23 protein-coding genes are annotated in these 18,949 nt (G+C 37.1%); 10 read left to right on the forward strand and 13 right to left on the reverse strand.

Annotation, left to right across the window (positions count from 1 at the left end; translation table 11 throughout):
* Positions 1–124 precede the first annotated feature (124 nt).
* The 3 genes from thsA (at position 125) to METLIM_RS05450 (ending at position 2,738) form a co-directional block, all read left to right on the forward strand.
* Positions 125–1,702, forward strand: a complete 1,578-nt coding sequence (thsA, locus tag METLIM_RS05440) for a thermosome subunit alpha (protein WP_004076923.1) — start codon at positions 125–127, stop codon at positions 1,700–1,702.
* 108 nt (positions 1,703–1,810) lie between these two features.
* On the forward strand, positions 1,811–2,290 hold the full coding sequence (msrA, locus tag METLIM_RS05445; RefSeq protein WP_004076925.1) for a peptide-methionine (S)-S-oxide reductase MsrA: 480 nt from the start codon (positions 1,811–1,813) through the stop codon (positions 2,288–2,290).
* Complete coding sequence (locus METLIM_RS05450) at positions 2,283–2,738, forward strand: tetratricopeptide repeat protein (protein ID WP_004076927.1); 456 nt, start codon at positions 2,283–2,285, stop codon at positions 2,736–2,738. Before msrA ends, METLIM_RS05450 begins: the two co-directional genes overlap by 8 nt.
* Positions 2,739–2,949: 211 nt before the next feature.
* On the opposite strand, the gene METLIM_RS05455 is transcribed toward METLIM_RS05450, so the two are convergent.
* The 4 genes from METLIM_RS05455 to METLIM_RS05470 form a co-directional block, all read right to left on the reverse strand.
* Positions 2,950–3,510: a DUF4276 family protein gene (locus tag METLIM_RS05455; RefSeq protein ID WP_004076929.1), complete on the reverse strand. Its 561-nt coding sequence runs from the start codon at positions 3,508–3,510 to the stop codon at positions 2,950–2,952.
* A gap of 2 nt (positions 3,511–3,512) precedes the next feature.
* Positions 3,513–4,715: an AAA family ATPase gene (locus METLIM_RS05460; RefSeq protein ID WP_004076931.1), complete on the reverse strand. Its 1,203-nt coding sequence runs from the start codon at positions 4,713–4,715 to the stop codon at positions 3,513–3,515.
* A 221-nt stretch (positions 4,716–4,936) separates the two neighbouring features.
* A complete protein-coding gene (locus METLIM_RS05465) occupies positions 4,937–5,698 on the reverse strand; it encodes a winged helix-turn-helix transcriptional regulator (protein ID WP_004076933.1) in 762 nt (253 codons plus the stop codon).
* 51 nt (positions 5,699–5,749) lie between these two features.
* Positions 5,750–6,130 (reverse strand): hypothetical protein, encoded by a 381-nt coding sequence (locus METLIM_RS05470; protein ID WP_245543594.1) that lies wholly within the window; start codon positions 6,128–6,130, stop codon positions 5,750–5,752.
* Positions 6,131–6,405: 275 nt separating this feature from the next.
* On the opposite strand from METLIM_RS05470, the gene METLIM_RS05475 reads away from it, so the two are divergent.
* Positions 6,406–7,602, forward strand: a complete 1,197-nt coding sequence (locus tag METLIM_RS05475; RefSeq protein WP_004076940.1) for a hypothetical protein — start codon at positions 6,406–6,408, stop codon at positions 7,600–7,602.
* Between the two features lie 60 nt (positions 7,603–7,662).
* A complete protein-coding gene (locus METLIM_RS16890; protein WP_004076941.1) occupies positions 7,663–8,340 on the forward strand; it encodes a hypothetical protein in 678 nt (225 codons plus the stop codon).
* Between the two features lie 274 nt (positions 8,341–8,614).
* Here the strand turns inward: METLIM_RS16890 and METLIM_RS05485 are convergent, their stop codons facing one another.
* Entirely contained in the window at positions 8,615–8,770 is a 156-nt protein-coding gene (locus METLIM_RS05485; protein WP_157202236.1) for a hypothetical protein, read from the reverse strand.
* Positions 8,771–9,022: 252 nt separating this feature from the next.
* Here METLIM_RS05485 and METLIM_RS05490 point away from each other — a divergent pair, with 252 nt between their 5' ends.
* Positions 9,023–9,967, forward strand: a complete 945-nt coding sequence (locus METLIM_RS05490; protein ID WP_004076942.1) for a hypothetical protein — start codon at positions 9,023–9,025, stop codon at positions 9,965–9,967.
* Positions 9,968–10,000: 33 nt separating this feature from the next.
* Positions 10,001–10,615 carry a hypothetical protein gene (locus METLIM_RS05495; RefSeq protein WP_004076943.1) on the forward strand — a complete coding sequence of 205 codons (615 nt, stop codon included), beginning with the start codon at positions 10,001–10,003 and terminating at the stop codon, positions 10,613–10,615.
* A gap of 391 nt (positions 10,616–11,006) precedes the next feature.
* On the opposite strand, the gene METLIM_RS17335 is transcribed toward METLIM_RS05495, so the two are convergent.
* Positions 11,007–11,180, reverse strand: a complete 174-nt coding sequence (locus METLIM_RS17335; protein ID WP_245543595.1) for a hypothetical protein — start codon at positions 11,178–11,180, stop codon at positions 11,007–11,009.
* Between the two features lie 276 nt (positions 11,181–11,456).
* Here METLIM_RS17335 and METLIM_RS05505 point away from each other — a divergent pair, with 276 nt between their 5' ends.
* The 3 genes from METLIM_RS05505 (at position 11,457) to METLIM_RS05515 (ending at position 15,105) form a co-directional block, all read left to right on the forward strand.
* Complete coding sequence (locus METLIM_RS05505) at positions 11,457–12,839, forward strand: M12 family metallo-peptidase (RefSeq protein ID WP_004076946.1); 1,383 nt, start codon at positions 11,457–11,459, stop codon at positions 12,837–12,839.
* Between the two features lie 128 nt (positions 12,840–12,967).
* Positions 12,968–13,348: a hypothetical protein gene (locus METLIM_RS15450; protein ID WP_004076947.1), complete on the forward strand. Its 381-nt coding sequence runs from the start codon at positions 12,968–12,970 to the stop codon at positions 13,346–13,348.
* A 431-nt stretch (positions 13,349–13,779) separates the two neighbouring features.
* Positions 13,780–15,105 carry an IS4 family transposase gene (locus METLIM_RS05515; protein WP_004076948.1) on the forward strand — a complete coding sequence of 442 codons (1,326 nt, stop codon included), beginning with the start codon at positions 13,780–13,782 and terminating at the stop codon, positions 15,103–15,105.
* A gap of 708 nt (positions 15,106–15,813) precedes the next feature.
* Here METLIM_RS05515 and METLIM_RS05520 read toward each other — a convergent pair.
* The 7 genes from METLIM_RS05520 to METLIM_RS05535 form a co-directional block, all read right to left on the reverse strand.
* Entirely contained in the window at positions 15,814–16,533 is a 720-nt protein-coding gene (locus METLIM_RS05520; protein ID WP_048145656.1) for a transposase, read from the reverse strand.
* A gap of 47 nt (positions 16,534–16,580) precedes the next feature.
* On the reverse strand, positions 16,581–16,748 hold the full coding sequence (locus METLIM_RS17340; protein WP_245543596.1) for a hypothetical protein: 168 nt from the start codon (positions 16,746–16,748) through the stop codon (positions 16,581–16,583).
* A 135-nt stretch (positions 16,749–16,883) separates the two neighbouring features.
* Entirely contained in the window at positions 16,884–17,000 is a 117-nt protein-coding gene (locus METLIM_RS17660) for a hypothetical protein (RefSeq protein WP_394295885.1), read from the reverse strand.
* A gap of 56 nt (positions 17,001–17,056) precedes the next feature.
* Positions 17,057–17,542: an IS66 family transposase gene (locus METLIM_RS15455; RefSeq protein ID WP_052300882.1), complete on the reverse strand. Its 486-nt coding sequence runs from the start codon at positions 17,540–17,542 to the stop codon at positions 17,057–17,059.
* Between the two features lie 51 nt (positions 17,543–17,593).
* Positions 17,594–18,250: an IS66 family transposase zinc-finger binding domain-containing protein gene (locus tag METLIM_RS05530; protein WP_048145658.1), complete on the reverse strand. Its 657-nt coding sequence runs from the start codon at positions 18,248–18,250 to the stop codon at positions 17,594–17,596.
* A gap of 6 nt (positions 18,251–18,256) precedes the next feature.
* The gene (locus METLIM_RS16020) at positions 18,257–18,421 is read right to left on the reverse strand and encodes a DUF2080 family transposase-associated protein (RefSeq protein ID WP_004076083.1); all 165 of its coding nucleotides are present in this window, start codon (positions 18,419–18,421) and stop codon (positions 18,257–18,259) included.
* Positions 18,422–18,511: 90 nt separating this feature from the next.
* Complete coding sequence (locus METLIM_RS05535; RefSeq protein WP_048145659.1) at positions 18,512–18,928, reverse strand: hypothetical protein; 417 nt, start codon at positions 18,926–18,928, stop codon at positions 18,512–18,514.
* Positions 18,929–18,949: the final 21 nt, after the last annotated feature.

Below are 18,949 nucleotides of genomic sequence, written 5' to 3' on the forward strand. Positions count from 1 at the left end.
TCCGGCTGATCCGAGAGGCGGGTAGATATTACTGAGCGGAAGAATATGCCGGGAACCCATCGGAAATTATATATAGAACCACAATTCTACATTTATGGAAGATCTTAGAAAGGAGTATCTGCATATGTTAGGAAATCAACCAATTGTAATATTACGTGACAACGTAGATGTCACATCAGGAAGGGAGGCACAGAACTCCAACATCATGGCATGCAAGGCCATCGCTGAGGCAGTAAGAACAACTCTTGGTCCACGCGGAATGGACAAGATGCTTGTATCACCATCAGGTGATGTGGTCATCACAAACGACGGCGCAACAATTCTCCATGAGCTTGCAGTTGAGCATCCGGCTGCGAAGATGGTTATCGCCGTTGCTGAAACACAGGACAATGAAGTTGGTGACGGTACAACAACCGCATCAATTCTAATCGGCGCACTGATGGATGAGGCACAGAGACTTATTGCAAAGAGTATTCATCCTACAATAATAGCAAAGGGATATACACTTGCAATGCAGAAGGCTCTTGAAATCCTTGAGGAGAATGCAATCGTTGCAGGAGGAAAGGACATTGATCTCTTAACAAAAGTTGCAGCAACCGCTGTAACCGGAAAGTCAATTGAGTCAATGAAAGAACCAATCACAAAGATTGTAGTGGATGCAGTCTGTGAAGTTGCAACTGAAGAGAACGGAAAGTTCACTGTCGACGAAGACGATGTAAGGATAAAGACTGTCATCGGTGACAGCCTTGAGTCGGCAGAACTCATCACCGGATTTTTGATTGACAAGACACGCTGTGATGATGGTATGCCAAAGAGGGTTGATAATGCAAAGATTGCACTTCTGTTAAAGCCTCTTGAGATAGCCAAGACAGAGACAAAATCAAAGATCAAAATCACATCCTCTAAGCAGCTTGAAGCGTTCTCCGAACAGGAGAGAGAGACACTTAAAGGAATGGCTGACAAGGTCCACGCAGCCGGTGCAAATGTTCTTCTCTGCCAGAAGGGAATCGCAGATGCAGTCCAGTACTATCTTGCACACCACGGCATTCTTGCAATTCAGGACGTTCCTGAGAAAGACATGAAGGCTTTTGCACGTGCCCTTTCAGGTACAATTGTAAACAGTGTTGATGATCTTGAAGAGGCAGTTCTTGGAAATGCAGAAACTGTTGAGGAGATGAAGGACATCAAGGTGACAAAGTTCACCGGATGCACAAACGGACACACAGTCACAATTCTGATCAAAGGTTCAAACCAGATCTACGTTGATGAGCTTGAACGTGCAGTCTATGACGCAGCAAGAGTTGTTATGGATGCACTTGAGGACGGTAAATATGTCGTAGGTGCTGCTGCAATTGATACTGAGCTGTACCTGAAACTGCGTGAATATGCCGCCACAATAGGCGGAAGAATCCAGATTGCAGTTGAGGCATTCTCCAATATCTTTGAGACAATCCCTGAGACACTTGCAGAAAACTCAGGTCTTGACCCTATTGATATTCTTGTTGACCTTAAGGCAGCACATTCCAGAGGAGAGAAGTATGCAGGTCTTAATGTGTACACCGGAAAGATCACCAATATGTATGATGAGGGTGTAATTGAGCCAATGCGTGTCAAGAGGCAGGCAATTGAGAGTGCTGCCGAGACTGCATCACTGCTCATCCGTGTTGATGATATGCTGATCTCAAAATCATCCCATATGTAAACACATAATAAAAATTATTTCCTTTTTTTTACCGGAGCAGTTTATCTCATATCAGAACCACAAAAGGATAGCGACAGCCTTTTTTCTGTTTAGGACAAAGCAGTTTTTATGGAGAAAGATAATGCCACATTTGCAGCAGGGTGCTTCTGGGGGGTTGAAGCAGCATTTCAGAAGAAAGAGGGTGTCATTGCTACAAGAGTCGGTTACACCGGCGGGGATGCTGAAGAGCCGGATTATACGACTGTGTGCACCGGAAATACGGGCCATGCTGAAGCCGTGCAGATTGCATTTGATTCTGACATTATAACATTCAGGGAATTGTTAGAGATATTTTTCTCAGTACATGATCCGACCACATTAAACAGGCAGGGGCCGGATGTTGGTGATCAGTACAGGTCTGCTGTATTTTACCGGAATGATGAACAAAAGGAGGAGGCTCTTCTGTATATAAAAGAACTTGAGGATAAGAAAGCGTTTGAAGAGCCGATAGTTACCGAGGTTCTGCCGCTTGATAAGTTCTGGAAAGCAGAGGACTACCACCAGAAGTATTTCGAGAAGATGGGACGTAAGTGGGGCTTTTATGATTAAATATTCCTGCACAGCAGTTTTCAAAATAATCCCGGCCCTGATCTTCCTTGCCGCTTTTCTCATAGTTCCGGGCTGCACTGAGAATCCCGGGATTTTTCCGGGCGGAACACATATTGAGGTTGACAACGAGACATATCTGCAGTGGATAGAGGAGTATAAAGAAAATCCTGAGAAGTATCTCACCAATCCGGAAAATCCGCTTGAATGGACATTAAAAGGCATGCAGAGCAGTGCAACGCCTTTCGGGGACGAAGAGGCAATTGAATATTATGACAGGGCAATAGAGATCGACCCTGAATTTCCGATGGCATACTGCGTAAAGGCTGAGTCTCTCGGCAATCTGAAGAGGTTTAATGAGAGTGCAGAGTGCCTGGAAATTGCTGTTGGACTTGACAGCAGGTATGAGCCATTGGCTGATAAGCTCAGAAGGACATATAACCTTGATTAGGTTCGGCTCCGATTCCGGCTTTACCTAACCTCCATAAGTGAATGATATGAAAGAATGAAGTTTTACAGAATTAATTACATATTATCCATTTAACGGACTGCACTTCCGGGCAATAAATTATCTCATCAATGATGAGACAATTGCGCCGGAAGCCCTTAAATTAGAATATTCTTATCCTGAAATAATATGAATTTTTAAAAACATGAGTATTTTAACTGAATATGCCATCAATTCCTCTTGTGAGGACATTGAAACTGTATGAGAGATTAGAACTGTCATATTTAAGATGTTTCCCTATCGCTCTGGAACCGCTGATCTTCTGATATTTGCCATTCGTAATATTTCTGAGTTCTTTGGAGGGTTTATTAATGCTGTCCGGACTCTGAAATTTAATTAAGCTCTGCTTTTCAGCGATACCGGGAATACCAAGGCCATCTTCAACCGCTTTTAGATCTCCAAGATAAAATGATTCAAGTTCGGTGCACGCAATCCGCACCATTGTATTATCCCTGTGTGCTTCCCTGCATTTGTTCATAAGATTTTCCTTGATCTCTATACAGTTGCCATTGTCCTGATCCCTTAGAATTACAAAAAAAGTATCGGGAGTTCTCCAGCCTCTGAGTTTTTTTACAATCTGCTTCTCTAAATCCTGTTTCCCCTGAAATATCACATAGCGTACCTGAATATATTCCGGAATCATTGAAGGAAGAAGCCCCTTAAGCATCTCTTTTGCTGATGGCTCTTCGAGAAAGAAGACAAGAGTTGTGATCATATTCAGATCTCACCAAAAAAGCCCTCTCTCCAGAGATACCCCATCTGATCGCCTTCTTCCATGTAGGCAGCTATCTGTTCATCATCTTTTGCCCGTTTTATTTTCGTATAGCCATCTGATTTTTCAAGCCAGTACACTTCATCAAGGAGGGCGGCATTGAGGAAGTCGGGCGAGTGGGTAGATACAAACACCTGCCCGCCGCGATTTGCATAGTCCCTGAATTCTTCGGCAAGTTCCCATAACAGTTTAGGATACAGCTGATTTTCTGGTTCTTCAACACATAAGAGAGGGTGTGGATGTGGGTCATAGAGGAGAACGAGATATGCCAGCATCTTTATTGTTCCGTCAGAGACATAACGGGCAAGGAATGGATCTTCAAAAGATCCGTCCTGAAACTTCAGAAGGACACGCCCCTCTTCGGTTGTCTTTGATTCTACATCTGTTATGCCGGGGACCCGGTCCTTTAGCAGTTCAATAATTCTTCCGAATGTCTCAGGATATTCCCTGTGCAGATACTGTATTACAATCGAAAGATTTTCACCTTCAGTTGAGAGATGTTCTGCATATCCGGCATCCTGTTCATGCCGTGCCCTGTTTATATGAAAATCGGATGTATGCCAGTTTTCAATAAGATTTCCAAGTAAAACCACAGCCGAAAATTTTTCAAACTGAGTCAGGCCCTTTATCGCCAGAATATCATTGGATTTTAAGTTCTGTTCTTCTCTTTGGAGTTTGCTTATGTCTGATGTCTCACTCGGTACTTTATCCTGTACATCATCAGAAATTTCTGTTACTGCGTAACCCTTACCATCTGCAAATTCAAGAATGCTCAGGGGTTTTCCTCTGCTGCCCCGGCGGTATTTCAATATCTCATTTTCAACATATGCCCGACCTTTTCGCTCATTTATCCGGAGGAAATAAGTTATAAGGGGCTTCTCTGGAGATTCCCTGAATTTAATTTCTATCTCTATCGGACCTTTTGAATTTCTGCTGCGGACTTCTTCAAATCCTCTGCTGCCTCCAAGTTTTACAAGTGCTGAGTTTACATTGCCTGAGAGTGCATCTTTTAAAAATTTAAATATGCTGAATATTGTGCTTTTGCCGCTCCCGTTAGCCCCAACAATTATACAGAAATCCGGAATGTCTGTCATCTCAGCATCCTGAAATGCCTTGAAGTTCTTCAGCCTTATTGATTCAATTTTCATATTTCCACAGCCTTTTAGATACCAGAATTGTCAAAGTTGCAAGATAGAACTGGGTCTTTAAAGCAGTTAAAGTAGCTAAAGTAATATCTGTTTTATCTTTTCTTAAATGATGTGCCATGACATTCAGAGTTTAACATCTGCCAACACCAACCACCAATACGCACATGGACATATGCAGTCAATCATATTCATTTTAAAATGTATTCTTAACAAGCCCAATTTCAGTTATCATATGCTTCAGTAGATTCTTCAGCTAATTGATCAGCCAATGATTTTACGTCAGCATTTACCCGATAGTGACTGAAATTTTTTACTTTCTCAACATTTATGAGATTTCCAAGCTTCAGCCTGCTGATGTGCCATGATATTGCTGAGCCGGAAAGTCCGGTGAATCCCACCAGATCTTTGTGGGTACATCCAGGATTTTGCCCGATATAATTCAGAACATCCTTGGTTTTGCTGTAATCTAGAATCGAAATTGCAATACGATCTTTTGGGCTGAATCTATTGTGATTTTCAAAATAATGTCGCTTTTTTGAAACTTTTTGAGAGATAACTTTGCCGTTCTCCTCAAGAAGATTTAGATGATGTCTTAGAGAACTGCGATTAATCCCTGTAATATTTTCAATTTCAGTCTGGTTTATCCCGGGATTTTCCTGAATTTCCCTGTAAATCCCGGCTCTTTTATCATTATCAAGCAAATTTTTCTTCTTTATCTGCCTGATCCCAAAAAACAAAACCCCCAGAACTGCAATAAGATTTGCCAGAGGAACTAAAATAGAGGCATTGACAGCAATATATGAGACAATGTGATGTTTTAACGGGATTTCCCACCATTCAAGAACGTAAACAACATCCTCCCCTGAAAGATCCCGTGGTTCTTCACTTGGAGTTACAACGATATTAGAACCTATTGATGCCTGGTTGATATAAACAAATACAAGTATCAGAAAAAGGGCTACTGCAACACCTTTAAGTTTCACAAATATATTTTAGACAATGAGATAAAATATGTTTCTCCTGATTCAGCAGCATCAGGTCAGTGAATAATCAAGAGATGCTCCGGATACCTCCCTGCCATATACGTTGAGTTTCCAGTCGCCCATTGGAAGAAAACCTGAAGATGTCTTAATATCAATATCAATCAGGCCGTCCTTTGATGAACTGTCATATAAATCTGTATAATGCCCGATTAAGGTGTCATCCGATCTGTAAACATAGAGTTCAAGATCTCCGTAATTTTCATTCCAGGATAATGTGACATCAATCTTTGATGTAAACGGCCAGACATACCTGGAGTGACTTATTATTTCCCCCTCCGATATCTGATTTTGTGCCTTTGTGCCCGATATTGCAGGATTGTACTTGTCAAACGAGGGGATTACAATAATCTCATTGTTCTCTGTTTTTTCCATTGCATTCTCCGCTGTTACAGGCATTATAAAAAATGCCGCAAGTAACAGGGCTGCCAGTAAAAATGATGATTTTCCTGTCATCACTATGCGGGTATAATTTAATGCTATATTGCTGTTCTGACCAAATCATCGAATTAGGTATCAGTAATTAGACGATTTGGTCAGAAGACGTAAATAAAAGCGGAAAAAACCTCTGCTTAGTGAACCGGAATCTTACCAGAAAAAAGAACTTGGAAATTTAGAGATATGGTTTGCTGTTAGATGAGAGGAAAATTATGAAACCAGAAAAAATCATACGGGCTTTAAGCCTGCTATTGCTAATGGCACTGCTAACGGCGATGTTTATTCCGGCTGTTAGTGCAATAGATGTTGAAACTATAGAAAAATATTCAGTTAGTTCTGAGGACTCATATTTAATTGCAAAAAATACCTTTGATGATTTTGTTTCATCCGGAGCATTAGATAATGAAATATTCAAAGATTCACAAATATTATCAAATTCGCCACTGCTGATATATGATGTAAATGGATCAATATTATTTCACCAATATGACATCACAAAAGATGGGAAAAAATTGGGATTTATAAGAGCCGCAGGAAGCAAAGTTCTTGGGTCTACAATAATTATGATTCAGGAAACTCCAGACACCATAAACTATCATGACATCATATTAAAATCAGAAGAGATCATAAAATCAAACTTTAAAGATTTAAAACATCCAAAACCACAAATTGTCTGCTATAATTACCCAAAAATCGGAATAATGTATGATATAATTAACAATAAAAATGAGAGAAAGAAAATAATAATAGATGCAGCTGAAATGTATATTGTACCAGAAAGATATTCTATTTCTTCTGGTGAAAATGAGATTTGGTCATTGTATGATAGTATCACAAATGAACAAATAAAAACCAAAGTTAATGAATGGAATAAAGAATATCTAGCAATTGAGTCAGTAGACAATAACAATTCTCAGAGCTCCAAATCTTATACATACAAAAAATTATGGGGCCCTGCAAATCTTGTGCCTCAGATAAATGGAGTATGGTGTGCAGTCGCTTCTGCTAAAATGATTGCTTATTGGTACGGGACGTCCCATACTATGACTCACATCGCTGATGTAATGGATGCCTGGAACCATTCAGCTGTGCCTCCAACTCCCGGAGGAGTAATCAACTCTAAAGAATTAAGCTATTACGAAGGGTCACCCGAAGGTCTCCAGATGAATGCTGAACGTGTTTTTGCAGCAGGCTTCTACTGGATGGACTTTAAGAACCATATTAAAAATTCTGACGTAATAACATCTTCAATACCCGGACATGTTCGCGCATGCGATGGTTATGCCGAATATAGCTCAGGAAGTAAATACCTGCACATATTTGACCCAGGAAATCCTGCCAGCACAGGATGTACTTTTTGGGAAAGCTTAACAGGAGTCACAAAAGTTAGTTACATTTTTGTAACATAACATTTATATTGTCACAATATAATATATTCAAATTATTAGAAGACCCATAAAGGCGCTATTATGAAATTATCTTTCAAAAATGTTGTATTATTTGGGATGATATTCTGTATTATTACATTATCACCAGGATGTATAGATGAAACGTATTATGCCCCATCCCAAAACAATAGCCAGGATTATCAAAAAGTTGAGTCTGACTGTCCGGAGGACTACGTACCATCACTGTATAGTGACGCATGCCAGTCATTTCTTAAAAATGGTTCATGGGTGCCCACATTAATTTTTGATTCAGATGTTTCAGACAGTTCTATTAAAGCATTTATGGAGCGGTATTTTGGGGAATATGATAATGAATGGCAAATCTTTAATTTTTCTTCAGATTTTCCATACTATCTAAAATCACCTAAAGAAAAATACAATTACTATACGTCCCAGATTAAGGAAAACTGGGAATTATGTTTAAACTGCCATTACGGCTGTTATGATGAGGGAATTATCTCTTTTGAAAAAGAAAGGGGAGATTATGTAATACTGGGACTTAATAACTGCCGTATAAAGTATAAGAACTGTTTTGAAGAGATGAAAAAAGCAGGGATTCCGGTAAAGAAAACAAAATGTGCATTTCCAAGGAAATACAGAACAAATAATTCAGATGTCAAAATGATCAATCTGCTGAAAGAAATAGACAAAGATGAAGAGGTTCTTTTCGTTATGAAGTCATACATCAGCGACAGGTAATATTATATCCTCTAAAAATTCAGGGAATTTTCAAAAGGAGAGCAAAAAACTAATGAAATTCCTAACCATTTTTTAAACCCAAATGAATGGTCACCCTCTCGAAGCAGTGGTTATAATATCATAACCGGCTTCCTCTGCCGGCTCGTCCTCCGGGATAATCCTGCCGTTGAGTTCAATAATTACGGTATTCGAAATAATCCCGCAGGCAAGCAGGATATCTGAAAGCGGAGTGCCTTCTTCAAACTCTGCTTTTTACTGGCTTTTGACAGCAAAATCAGGAAAAACTGGAATGACTTATTATTTCCCCTTCTGAAATCTGATTTTGTGCCTTTGTGCCTGAGATTAGTGGATTATATTTGTCAACCGAAGGGATTACAATAATCTCATTTTTCTCTGTATTTTCCATCGCACTTTCTGCTTTTACAGGCATTATAAAAAATGCCGCAGGTAACAAAGGCTGCCGGTAAAAATGATGATTTTCCTGTCATCACTATGCGGGTATAATTTAATGCTATATTGCTGTTCTGACCAAATCATCGAATTAGGTATCAGTAATTAGACGATTTGGTCAGAAGACGTAAATAAAAGCGGAAAAAACCTCTGCTTAGTGAACCCGAATCTTACCAGAAAAAAGAACCTGGAAATTTAGAGATATGGTTTGCTGTTAGATAAGAGGAAAATTATGAAACCAGAAAAAATCATACGGGCTTTAAACCCGCTATTGATAATAGCACTGCTAGCAGCGATGTTTATTCCGGCTGTTAGTGCTGAGGAAGCTATTGAACCAATTGATAGTAATCAGGATATCACCAATCTATTTGAACCAATAAACAATGAAATAGTCAATAAAATGGCCACCATTGTTACAAAAGATGGATTCGCTAAGACAACATTTAATCCCAGAGATTATTCAGAAAAACTGATGTGTATTTACCAGAAAAATCTGGATCAGATTATAGATTTACTTGAGAAAAAAACCGGTCAGAAGTTATCAACAGATGAAAAAGAAGATCTTAAAAAAATTATCATTCAGGAGCATATGGATAAAGTGTCATGGGCACAATTAAAGGAAAAAATGGGCGTAAAAGATGAAAATTTTAAACCCATGTTATTAAGTCAGGGTAAAATATTAACTCATACAGAACAAAGCCGACTACCACTATCTCTAATCCTTGTTCAGGTATCAGACGATATATACGGGGGTGCAGGTCTTGATGGAGCCGGGATACCATATATTGTTAATGGCGAAAATGATCTATTATCTGTATCAGTAAACACTGCATACACAGGAAAGGATCTTTATGAATGTCTATTTATGGATGAAGATGCTCCCAATACTGCCCTTGACATCTCCTATGATGAATTGAGGATGCAAGTATATGGTACGCTTCATGATATTCAGGGATTTTTCATTACAGAACCAGATGATCATGGACACAGGTACATTGAATTTGGAAATGACTACGATAATGGAAATTCATATGGAACTGTTATTGGCCAACACGGTGCATTAACAACATCCTGGAATGTAGGTTACCGGATCTATATCAGTAATGTATGGAATCATGCTATGAGTCTGGATAACCGGAATTCGAATATGGCAACAAAAACCTATTATTATTACTGATTTTCCAATGATAAATAAAAGAGGCAGTAGGTGATGAAAATGAAGCTGACTGCAAAAGGCATGGATCAGGTATTTTACTATTGTCTCCTTGGAATTCTTATATTCACATCTATCACCAATTTTTTTATGTTTATAATAAACTGGGAGGCCTGGTTTTTTGGAATTAAGATGGAAGGTCTTTATGCAGGTCTTATATTATTCAGTTATTTTCTGATTTCATCATTTCTTGCATATTTTTTAATCAGGCATCCTGAAAAAATTGTAATCATTGCCGGTTCGTCAGTTGTTTTCTTTGGATTTTTATTTATGGACTCCTCAGTTACAGTACAGGAACTGAGTAATGGTAAAAATTTATTTACAAGCTTATCCGCAGCACGGGTGATTATTTCTATAAATATCCTGGCTGCTCATCTTATTGTTGTACGCTTCTACAAGAAGGAAGATAATACATTAAAAGGTGACATTATATGGAATTCTATAAAATATGAACATGAAACTAATTTTTCCTTAAAAACAACCGGGATAAAAAATTTAGAAAAATATGCAACATGGAATAACCTGATACTGGCAATGGCAACGTTTATCATAATTTTTTTTCTTGTGTGGTTAGTGATACCTATGATTATTTTTCTTATCCTGCTACCGTAAGTGAGTAACATTTGATAGGTTGAATCACAAAATAAATCAAAAATTCAGAAAATTTATTATTTGAATAAAAAATGCTACATAATCCTAATGAAAAATAAGTGACTCTGTGAAATATATTATAATTACCCAAACAGTTCAGCAAGGAGCCAAAAATATGAAATATATTTCTCCCAAACTAAGGGCATTAAGTTAGTGAATAATCAAGAGATGCTCCGGATACCTCCCTGCCATATACGTTGAGTTTCCAGTCCCCCATTGGAAGGAAGCCTGAGGACGTTTTAATATCAATATCAATCAGGCCGTCCTTTTCTGAACTGTCATATAAATCTGTATAATGCCAATTAAAGTATCATCCGGCCTGTAAACATAAAGTTCAAGATCCCCATAATTTTCATCCCAGGACATTTGTTACATCAATCTTTGATGTAAATGGCCAGATATATCTTGAATGACTGATTATTTCCCCTTCTGAAATCTGATTTTGTGCCTTTGTGTCCGATATTGCAGGATTGTACTTGTCAACCGAGGGGATCACAATAATTTCATTGTTCTCTGCTTTATCCATTGCACTTTCCGCTGTTACAGGCATTATAAAAAATGCCGCAGGTAACAAAGGCTGACAGTAAAAATGATGATTTTCCTGTCATCACTATGCGGGTATAATTTAATGATATATTGCTGTTCTGACCAAATCATCGAATTAGGTATCAGTAATTAGACGATTTGGTCAGAAGACGTAAATATAAGCGGGAAAAACCTCTGCTTAGTGAACCGGAATCTTACCAGAAAAAAGAACTTGGAAATTTAGAGATATGGTTTGCTGTTAGATGAGAGGAAAATTATGAAACCAGAAAAAATCATACGGGCATTAACCCCTTTATTGATAATAGCACTGCTAGCGGCGATGGCCGTTCCGGCTGTTAGTGCTGAGGAAAAAAAATCTGATTTGTTATTCGTAGATTCTTCAGAAGCAATTTTTGAGATAATTGGAACTACAACTAACGTGAAAACAAATGTTGATTCTGAAAAGAGTGTCAATATTCTCGAAAATAAATACGGAAAATTAAACATTCCTTCGACTGTTCTTAGATACGATATTGTTCAGTTCAGCAAAGCAGATGTTGAAACAGATAAAACAAATTCCTTAAATATTTCAATCTACGGCAAAACATATAATCTAGTCCTTGAAAAAATGGATTTTGAAGATATTGATGACAGAATAGATTCATATTCAGGATACATAAAAGGACTGGAAAACTCCATAGCATTGTTAACATTTGATGAAAGTATGAACAAATCTCTGGTTCATGGAACAATTCAACTTAAAGATGAAACTATATTCATAACACCTATTCAAAACAGAGAGAATGGTATGAAAACAGCAATGCCTTTACACGCTGTTTACTCTTCAAAAGATATGATACAACCAAGTACAGCAGAAATAGCTGAGATTAAAAAATTGCCTCAGATAAAGATGAAGCTACCAGATAATAGCTCTCCTGCAGATGTACCAATATTATCAGATACATCTAAATCATCAAGAAGTTGGGAATCTGTTTATGTTCTTATAGCAACTGATCAGGAATTTTATGAACTTGAAACGAACTGGGTATCATCCGCACAGAGTTATATTTCCCAGGCGGCATACCAATATCAAAGAGCAGACTTAGGAGTATTCCTAAATGTTGCATCATACGATGATAATGAAACAAAACGGGTTGCACTGTCAGGTGATAGCAGAAAAACATCGGATCCGTTATGCTTATTTAAGGACATATACCCTGTATCTGATTTGAATGATGCAAATGCAGACATAGCAATTTACCTGGGTGGAAACGATCTCACAACTGGACAATATGATCAGGCTCAGGGATTATCATGGGGGTATTCTTACTATAATACAATATATGAAGATTATTGTCGCTACTTATGGTCACAGATGATAGCCGATAATGTTCCTGTTTGGGGTTTCATATATGATGGATCATACAAAGCAAGAGTGTATTGCATAATTCATGAGTTAGGACATATATTTAATGCAACACATGAAAAAGCATGTACATTTTATGATGGAGGTTTCAAAACAACTGTAATGACACCCACTTATTTAGGAATTATTGAACAGACATACGAATATTCATCACCCAGTTATCATGGAGACATTGCACATAACAATGCAGGAGCAATAAGTGCAGTAAAGGGGAACATTGCATCATTTGTATAAATATATATCTGTGTACACATATGAAACAACATAGTAAATAATAGGAGCATTTGGAATATCATCCCACAACAAATTAAACTTTTTTAATTTGCATTTATCAGTAAATAATGAATAAGGAGATTTCATAAATGGAGAAGAAAAAAATTTTAGCACTAGTTATCACTGTGATTATTATCACATTATTGTACTTTTCCGGCCTGTACGCATTGATTGTTTATTTCCTGTTATCTATCACAGGGCTTGAATATGATGGATATCTAGACCTTATCGAGGAATCAAATTATTCTAAGATTAACCAAAGTAATGTAATAAATATTTCCGAAAAAGATTTCAAAAAATGCCCTAAACTAAAAGAATTATTCACTAAAATAAATCCAGAACGGGAATCCAAAGTCAGTACAGTTAAAGTAAAACAAAATGTAATTGATACAATATGGTCTGATTACCCCCCTGACAAATATTTGTACTGGAATAATAGCTATTATCATATTTTCCCAGTTTATGCATAATACTCATTTTCCAAACAATACAGATATAACCCAAATGGATAACTGACTCTTAGGAACAGGTGTTCAATTCAGGCGTAATATACATTTTAACAGGAATTTTGGAAAAATCACTTGACAAGAACGCTTTTCTTGAAGCTCTTGATGACATATGTATGTTTGACCCTTCAAACAGGATATTGACCTGCCCGAGAACTTCAGGAAATCCTATATCCTGTATTTCCAGAAATACATGTCAATGAAGAGAAAACATAGCAGTTCTTGTTTAAAGGGAGATATACAGATAAACAAAATGAATTTGTAATTTGAATTCATATTCATACGTCTTAGTTTTAGGGCCACTTCATACTGGAACTGATTTTACGTAGTCATGCCATTTTTTTGCGGCCTGCGGCGCTTTAGGAAACTATATATAGTCCAGCTGCAAAGTGCTCATGTCTCTTGAATTAGAGCAAGAAGGGCTTAAAATCAAGGAAATCCTTGAGAAATACCTCAATGTTGAGGAAATATATTGCGCGGCCACCAGAACAGGTTTTATCACCAGAGAAAGGAAAACTGATCCATTTGCATTTTTATTTGCACTGGTTTTAGGTAGATTTTCTCAGGACACGCCGTCCATTGTAAAGTATAACAGAATATACAACTCATTGTCCGGTAAGGATCATTCTATTGAGTATAACTCATTTTACGACCGTTTTGATGAAAGTTGCCTTAGTTTCATCAATGAATGCCTTGATATCTGTCTAAATAAGGCTATGTCCGAAGCCAGTGCTGAATTATATGGTCATTTAAGGAAATTTAAAGATTTACTGATTCAGGACAATAGCATAGTTAGAATTCATCCATCTTTTTCAGAGAAGTATCCGGCAACCAGAACACGTTCTAAAGCTGCCAGAATTAAAATTGCCTGTCTTTTCAGTGAACTTACCAATTCACCGGCTAAAGTTACATTATCAGCTGAAAATACAAATGACAATAAAACTCTGGAGATTGGTCCCTGGATTAAGGACAAACTCCTCCTAATAGATAGGGGTTTTTTTAAGCATGAAACTTTTGCTAATATAATGGAGAATGAAGGCTTCTTTATCTCCAGAGTAAAAAAAACCTCCAAACCCAGAATTAAAGAATTGGGCTTTGATATTCCAGAGCATTTAAGGGAGAAATGTTACGGTAAGACAATATTTGAGGCAATGGAGATTCTCAAAGGCAGAGATATAGATGCAAATGTAACTTTGAATTATCCAGTTCAAAATTCCAATGGAAAAAGAGATTTAATCCCTTTTGAATTACGATTTATTGCCATATACAACGAGGAAAAAGAAGATTACCACACTTATCTTACAAATTTATCCAGAGAATATAAGGCCAAAACAGTTTCGGATCTGTATTCTCTTAGGTGGGATATTGAACTCCTGTTTAAAGAGATGAAAAGTGAATATGGCTTAGGGAAAATAAAGACTAAAAATGAATATCTAATGGAGATTGCCATAAAAATACCCATATTGACGTTAATTATTAGCAGGAAACTCTTTTGGTCGGTTCTTGAACTTGTCGATGAAAAAGACAAAAAAGATTATAGAATTACCAAATGGGCCAGAATATTTGCTGAAAATTCAATTAGAATCCTGAGAACATACTTTAGGGAAATATTTCCACTTGATAAAGAGAACGAATGGGATTGGATATTAAGAGATTTAATCCGTGGAACTCGGACTGATCGTAAAAAACGAAAATATCTAACCATGGACTGTTATCACTGAAGCTCGTTTTCAGTTTTTAGAACCTTCAATTGGTTCTATACATAGTCATAGCGTAAGCTAACTTCAAAAATTTGGGAAATACCTTATTTCATGAGCTAAAGCCTGGAAATTAAATAGATATTTATTGTAGATATATGTGTGGTCCACAATAATTACTATTTTTCTGATTTTTACACTTTATGCGCGAAAATAGAATATATTCAGAGATCAAAAAGAGTCTCTATTTTCCAGCATTGTAACAAGAGATAATACTTATTTGACAATAATTATGCCAAAAATGCATACTGAACCCGTATCATATCCTAAATTTGAGGAATACGTTAAAAATAATGTGTTATAATTAGGAAGTAATAGATCTCTTTAGACCTACCAGTACATTGGATCCTGCATTCCCGGAAACACATAACCCACTCTGAAATCCATATAAGTCAGTTTAAGGGATCTGGACTGAAAAATTGCATACATTTTTGAGTGTACGTATTAATTAGTAACATTTTCCGATTAAATTAACAGGATTTAGAAATTCTAAAAGAAGATACTTCGCGCAGATTAGGAAATAAGAGGTAAAATGTTGCTATCTCAAGCCATTTTCTAAGCTGTATTATGTCAAATGTAAAATAATGGCATATTAAACGTATTTTTAGAATTTTTGAATACAGCTATCGCTAAGGCTAACGACTCAAATATTGTTGGATTGACTTCTACTCTTTAAAAGCCAACATATTTGAGTGAAATTCGGTCGTATCCTTTATGTCGGCTACATGCAAGTCGCCGCAATGAATCTTCCAGTTTTTTCCATCTTTCACCAACACTCTCTTTTCCAAAGATACTCTGATCAATGATACTCAGGAACTCGTGAGCTTTCTCTGCAAAAACTTTAGACCATAAAAATGGACCATAACGAGGTTTTTCATCTTCATCAAGTGATGCTACCATTTTTTTGTACAGATTTCTGCTCAAAACAAGCCTTATTAACATAGAATAGACATGGATCAGAGCAAGCGGTTCCCTGGCTAAAAGAAATTTCCCAAGATCATAGTCACTTTTCATCTCCTTGAATAACAGCTCAATTATCCATCGATACCGATATAGCTGATAAATCTCGTCCTTTTTGTAAGCATCACCAGGTAAGTTTGTTGCATAATTATGCCAAATCTTGTCATTTTCATCCCAGAAACAGACGACTCTGAAATCTGCATTAATTCTTTTTTTGCCCCATGGTTTTTCTTTATCTCTTCCAGTAAAGGTGCATATTAGCTCAATTTCATCGCTTTTTGGAACTTTCTCAAGAAAGTCTCCTAAATTCATTCCTTTTTCAAAAATACTATCAAAAATCTTAGATTCTGATACAATTTCTTTTAATTTTGGTTTGGCTGAATTCTTGACCCGACTAACAAAAAATCCTCCTCTTTCATTGATGTTTGCCAAAACATAATGCGAATAATAGCCTAAATCAAAAAGGAAAAGAACGTCTTTTATGTTCCCATCAATCCTGATTTTCTTGTAGTCATGCGTTTTTCATCAGTAATTTCAAATGATTTAAGTGAATGTGATACAGCACTATATACTGCATGAATTTTCAATCCCGCAGCTTCACTACGTGATCTTGCCGGTGGAAATTCCTCTGCAAGTTTTTTGCTCAATCGAACGATGCTGCTGTCCTGTATCAAGATATCTTGTATATATTCAGTGTTGTGAAGGATGAATCAAATTAAGCAAATCTTCAATTAAATCTGCACCATTGTTCTGACTGGTAAAAAGTACAGATGCAAGTATTTCTAATGTCCGAGAACCTTCTGGTGATCTCGTTCCTCCGGAAATTTTCCTTTTACAGTCATTGGCCTAACAGCTCTTTCAGCTTTATTGTTAGTACTCTCTACTTTCGGATTAATCACAAACTGAAATAATTTTTCCTTAACTCTCTTTAAACTCTCCCCAAATTTCCTGCATTTTAAATTTTATAAGGTCGGTCTAATTTATCCTGCAATTCTGAGATTAAATTTTCAACATCCTCCGGGCGGCCTTTTCCCTCGAATGATTTTGCTTTAGCATGGATGTACTTCATTGTTTCATGGATATGTTTGCCCTCTTCACCATAAAGTTTTGAAAGATCTTTAGAATCTACAAGAAGATGAAACCAGCAAATCTGTTGTGCTCTGTTTCCGGTTTTTCTTGCCAATGTATTATACGCAGAGAATCGGTCATGAACATCTATTCCTTTTGGGTTTTCTCCAAGAATAGAAAGTGGTTCCTTGTGACTGCGGGTTTTTGCAATCATGTATAGTGCTACACCTTCCGCAACAAAAACCCACAACCATTTGTTAATTCCACTCTCTCTCCAGGAAGTTTCATCCATGTATCTGACATCGGCTTCTCTGACCATCTCTTTGAGAACCTCATAATATTCAGAGAATTCCTTTGCAATCAATTCACCCATTTTTTGACTTCACCAGTGCTGATTTTTAAACCGGTAAAGTTCTTAAATATTTTAGGTATTCCAACTGCAGTACCTTTCATTACAACATCCATCCAGACCGCAGTAAGCATAGCCCTTAAACCTATCCTTGCGTTTGGAAGAGCATCTAAAAACTTCTCCTTCAACCATTTTTTTACATTTTGAGCAATATCTCCGAGGGATATGATACATTGTAACAATTGGTTTAACTATGGGGATATCCTCAACAATTCTTGTCCTTTCTTCCTGCACTTTGCTCAATTTGGTATTGCCGCAGTAAGGGCATTCAGCCACATCAATTGTCTTATGTATGTCAACCTTCTCCGGTTTTGGCCTAAAATTACCCTTATGTCCAGGTTGTGCCCCTCTCTTCTTTTTCTTCTCTGTTTTATTATTATCTGGATCCTTGGAATCTTTAGTTGTGCTTTTTTTTGACTCTTTTTTTATGGCATATGGTTTGCCACCTTTTTCTCCTGTAGTTGGTGGATGCCTGAATTTGTACTCATTGAATTCTTTTTTCAGCTTTTCATTTTCGTAGAGTAACTCTATGTTGGTGGAATTAGCCTGACTCAATTTTTTATTCAACTTCTCGTTTTCGACCTTCAGTTGAATAATATCATGAGATAATTTGGCTATTTCTTTCTTGTACCTGTATGTTTTGTTGTAATTACGGATACTTTCGCAATTCATCTGATATCAGTCTTCAGGCCCTACAATTACAAGATAGACTTTCTTTCCAAGGTGTTCCTTTGGACAATCAACCTTCGCACTTGTTCCAAAGGGTGTAACTTTTCGAATGTAGAACCCCTCAATGTTTTTGACATTAAGTTCAGTTTCTGCAACAATTGGTACTTTTTTCACAGATATCTATTAGATATCTAAAGTATATATAACTTACGATTTGAATCAAAATAGCGATATTTCCAGAAAGTGATTCAAAAAAATGGGAAATTAGGATATTGCTTCAGAAGACTGAACATTTACGATATCTTTCAGGATCCCAACCGGACCCTTTAATCTTGCAGGTGAATCTGCAAAGGTTATATTGATATAGTGATCCAGCATCGCTCGTAAGAAAAGAGCCATATTACTGTCAAAACGATTGTGAAAACTCTGATATCTAATCTCTTTTGTCCCTGCGGATTTCCCACCCAGGTCTTGATAGTCACGATGAATTTCTTCAAGTGTAGGTTTACAGTGACTACTGATTCCAAAAATAAGGACGTATAAGAGATATGTCGGATCTAATTTCCTCATTCTCTTAATAAATCCAGTACTGCGTGCCTTTTCCATAATAACTTCAGGAGGGAGTAATTTCTCCTGCCAATTCCTCAGGGAATTGTTATCATCTTTTTGCTGATGATTCATATTTCCAGGTTCCGCGAAGCG

Source organism: Methanoplanus limicola DSM 2279 (assembly GCF_000243255.1).
Lineage (GTDB): Archaea > Halobacteriota > Methanomicrobia > Methanomicrobiales > Methanomicrobiaceae > Methanoplanus > Methanoplanus limicola.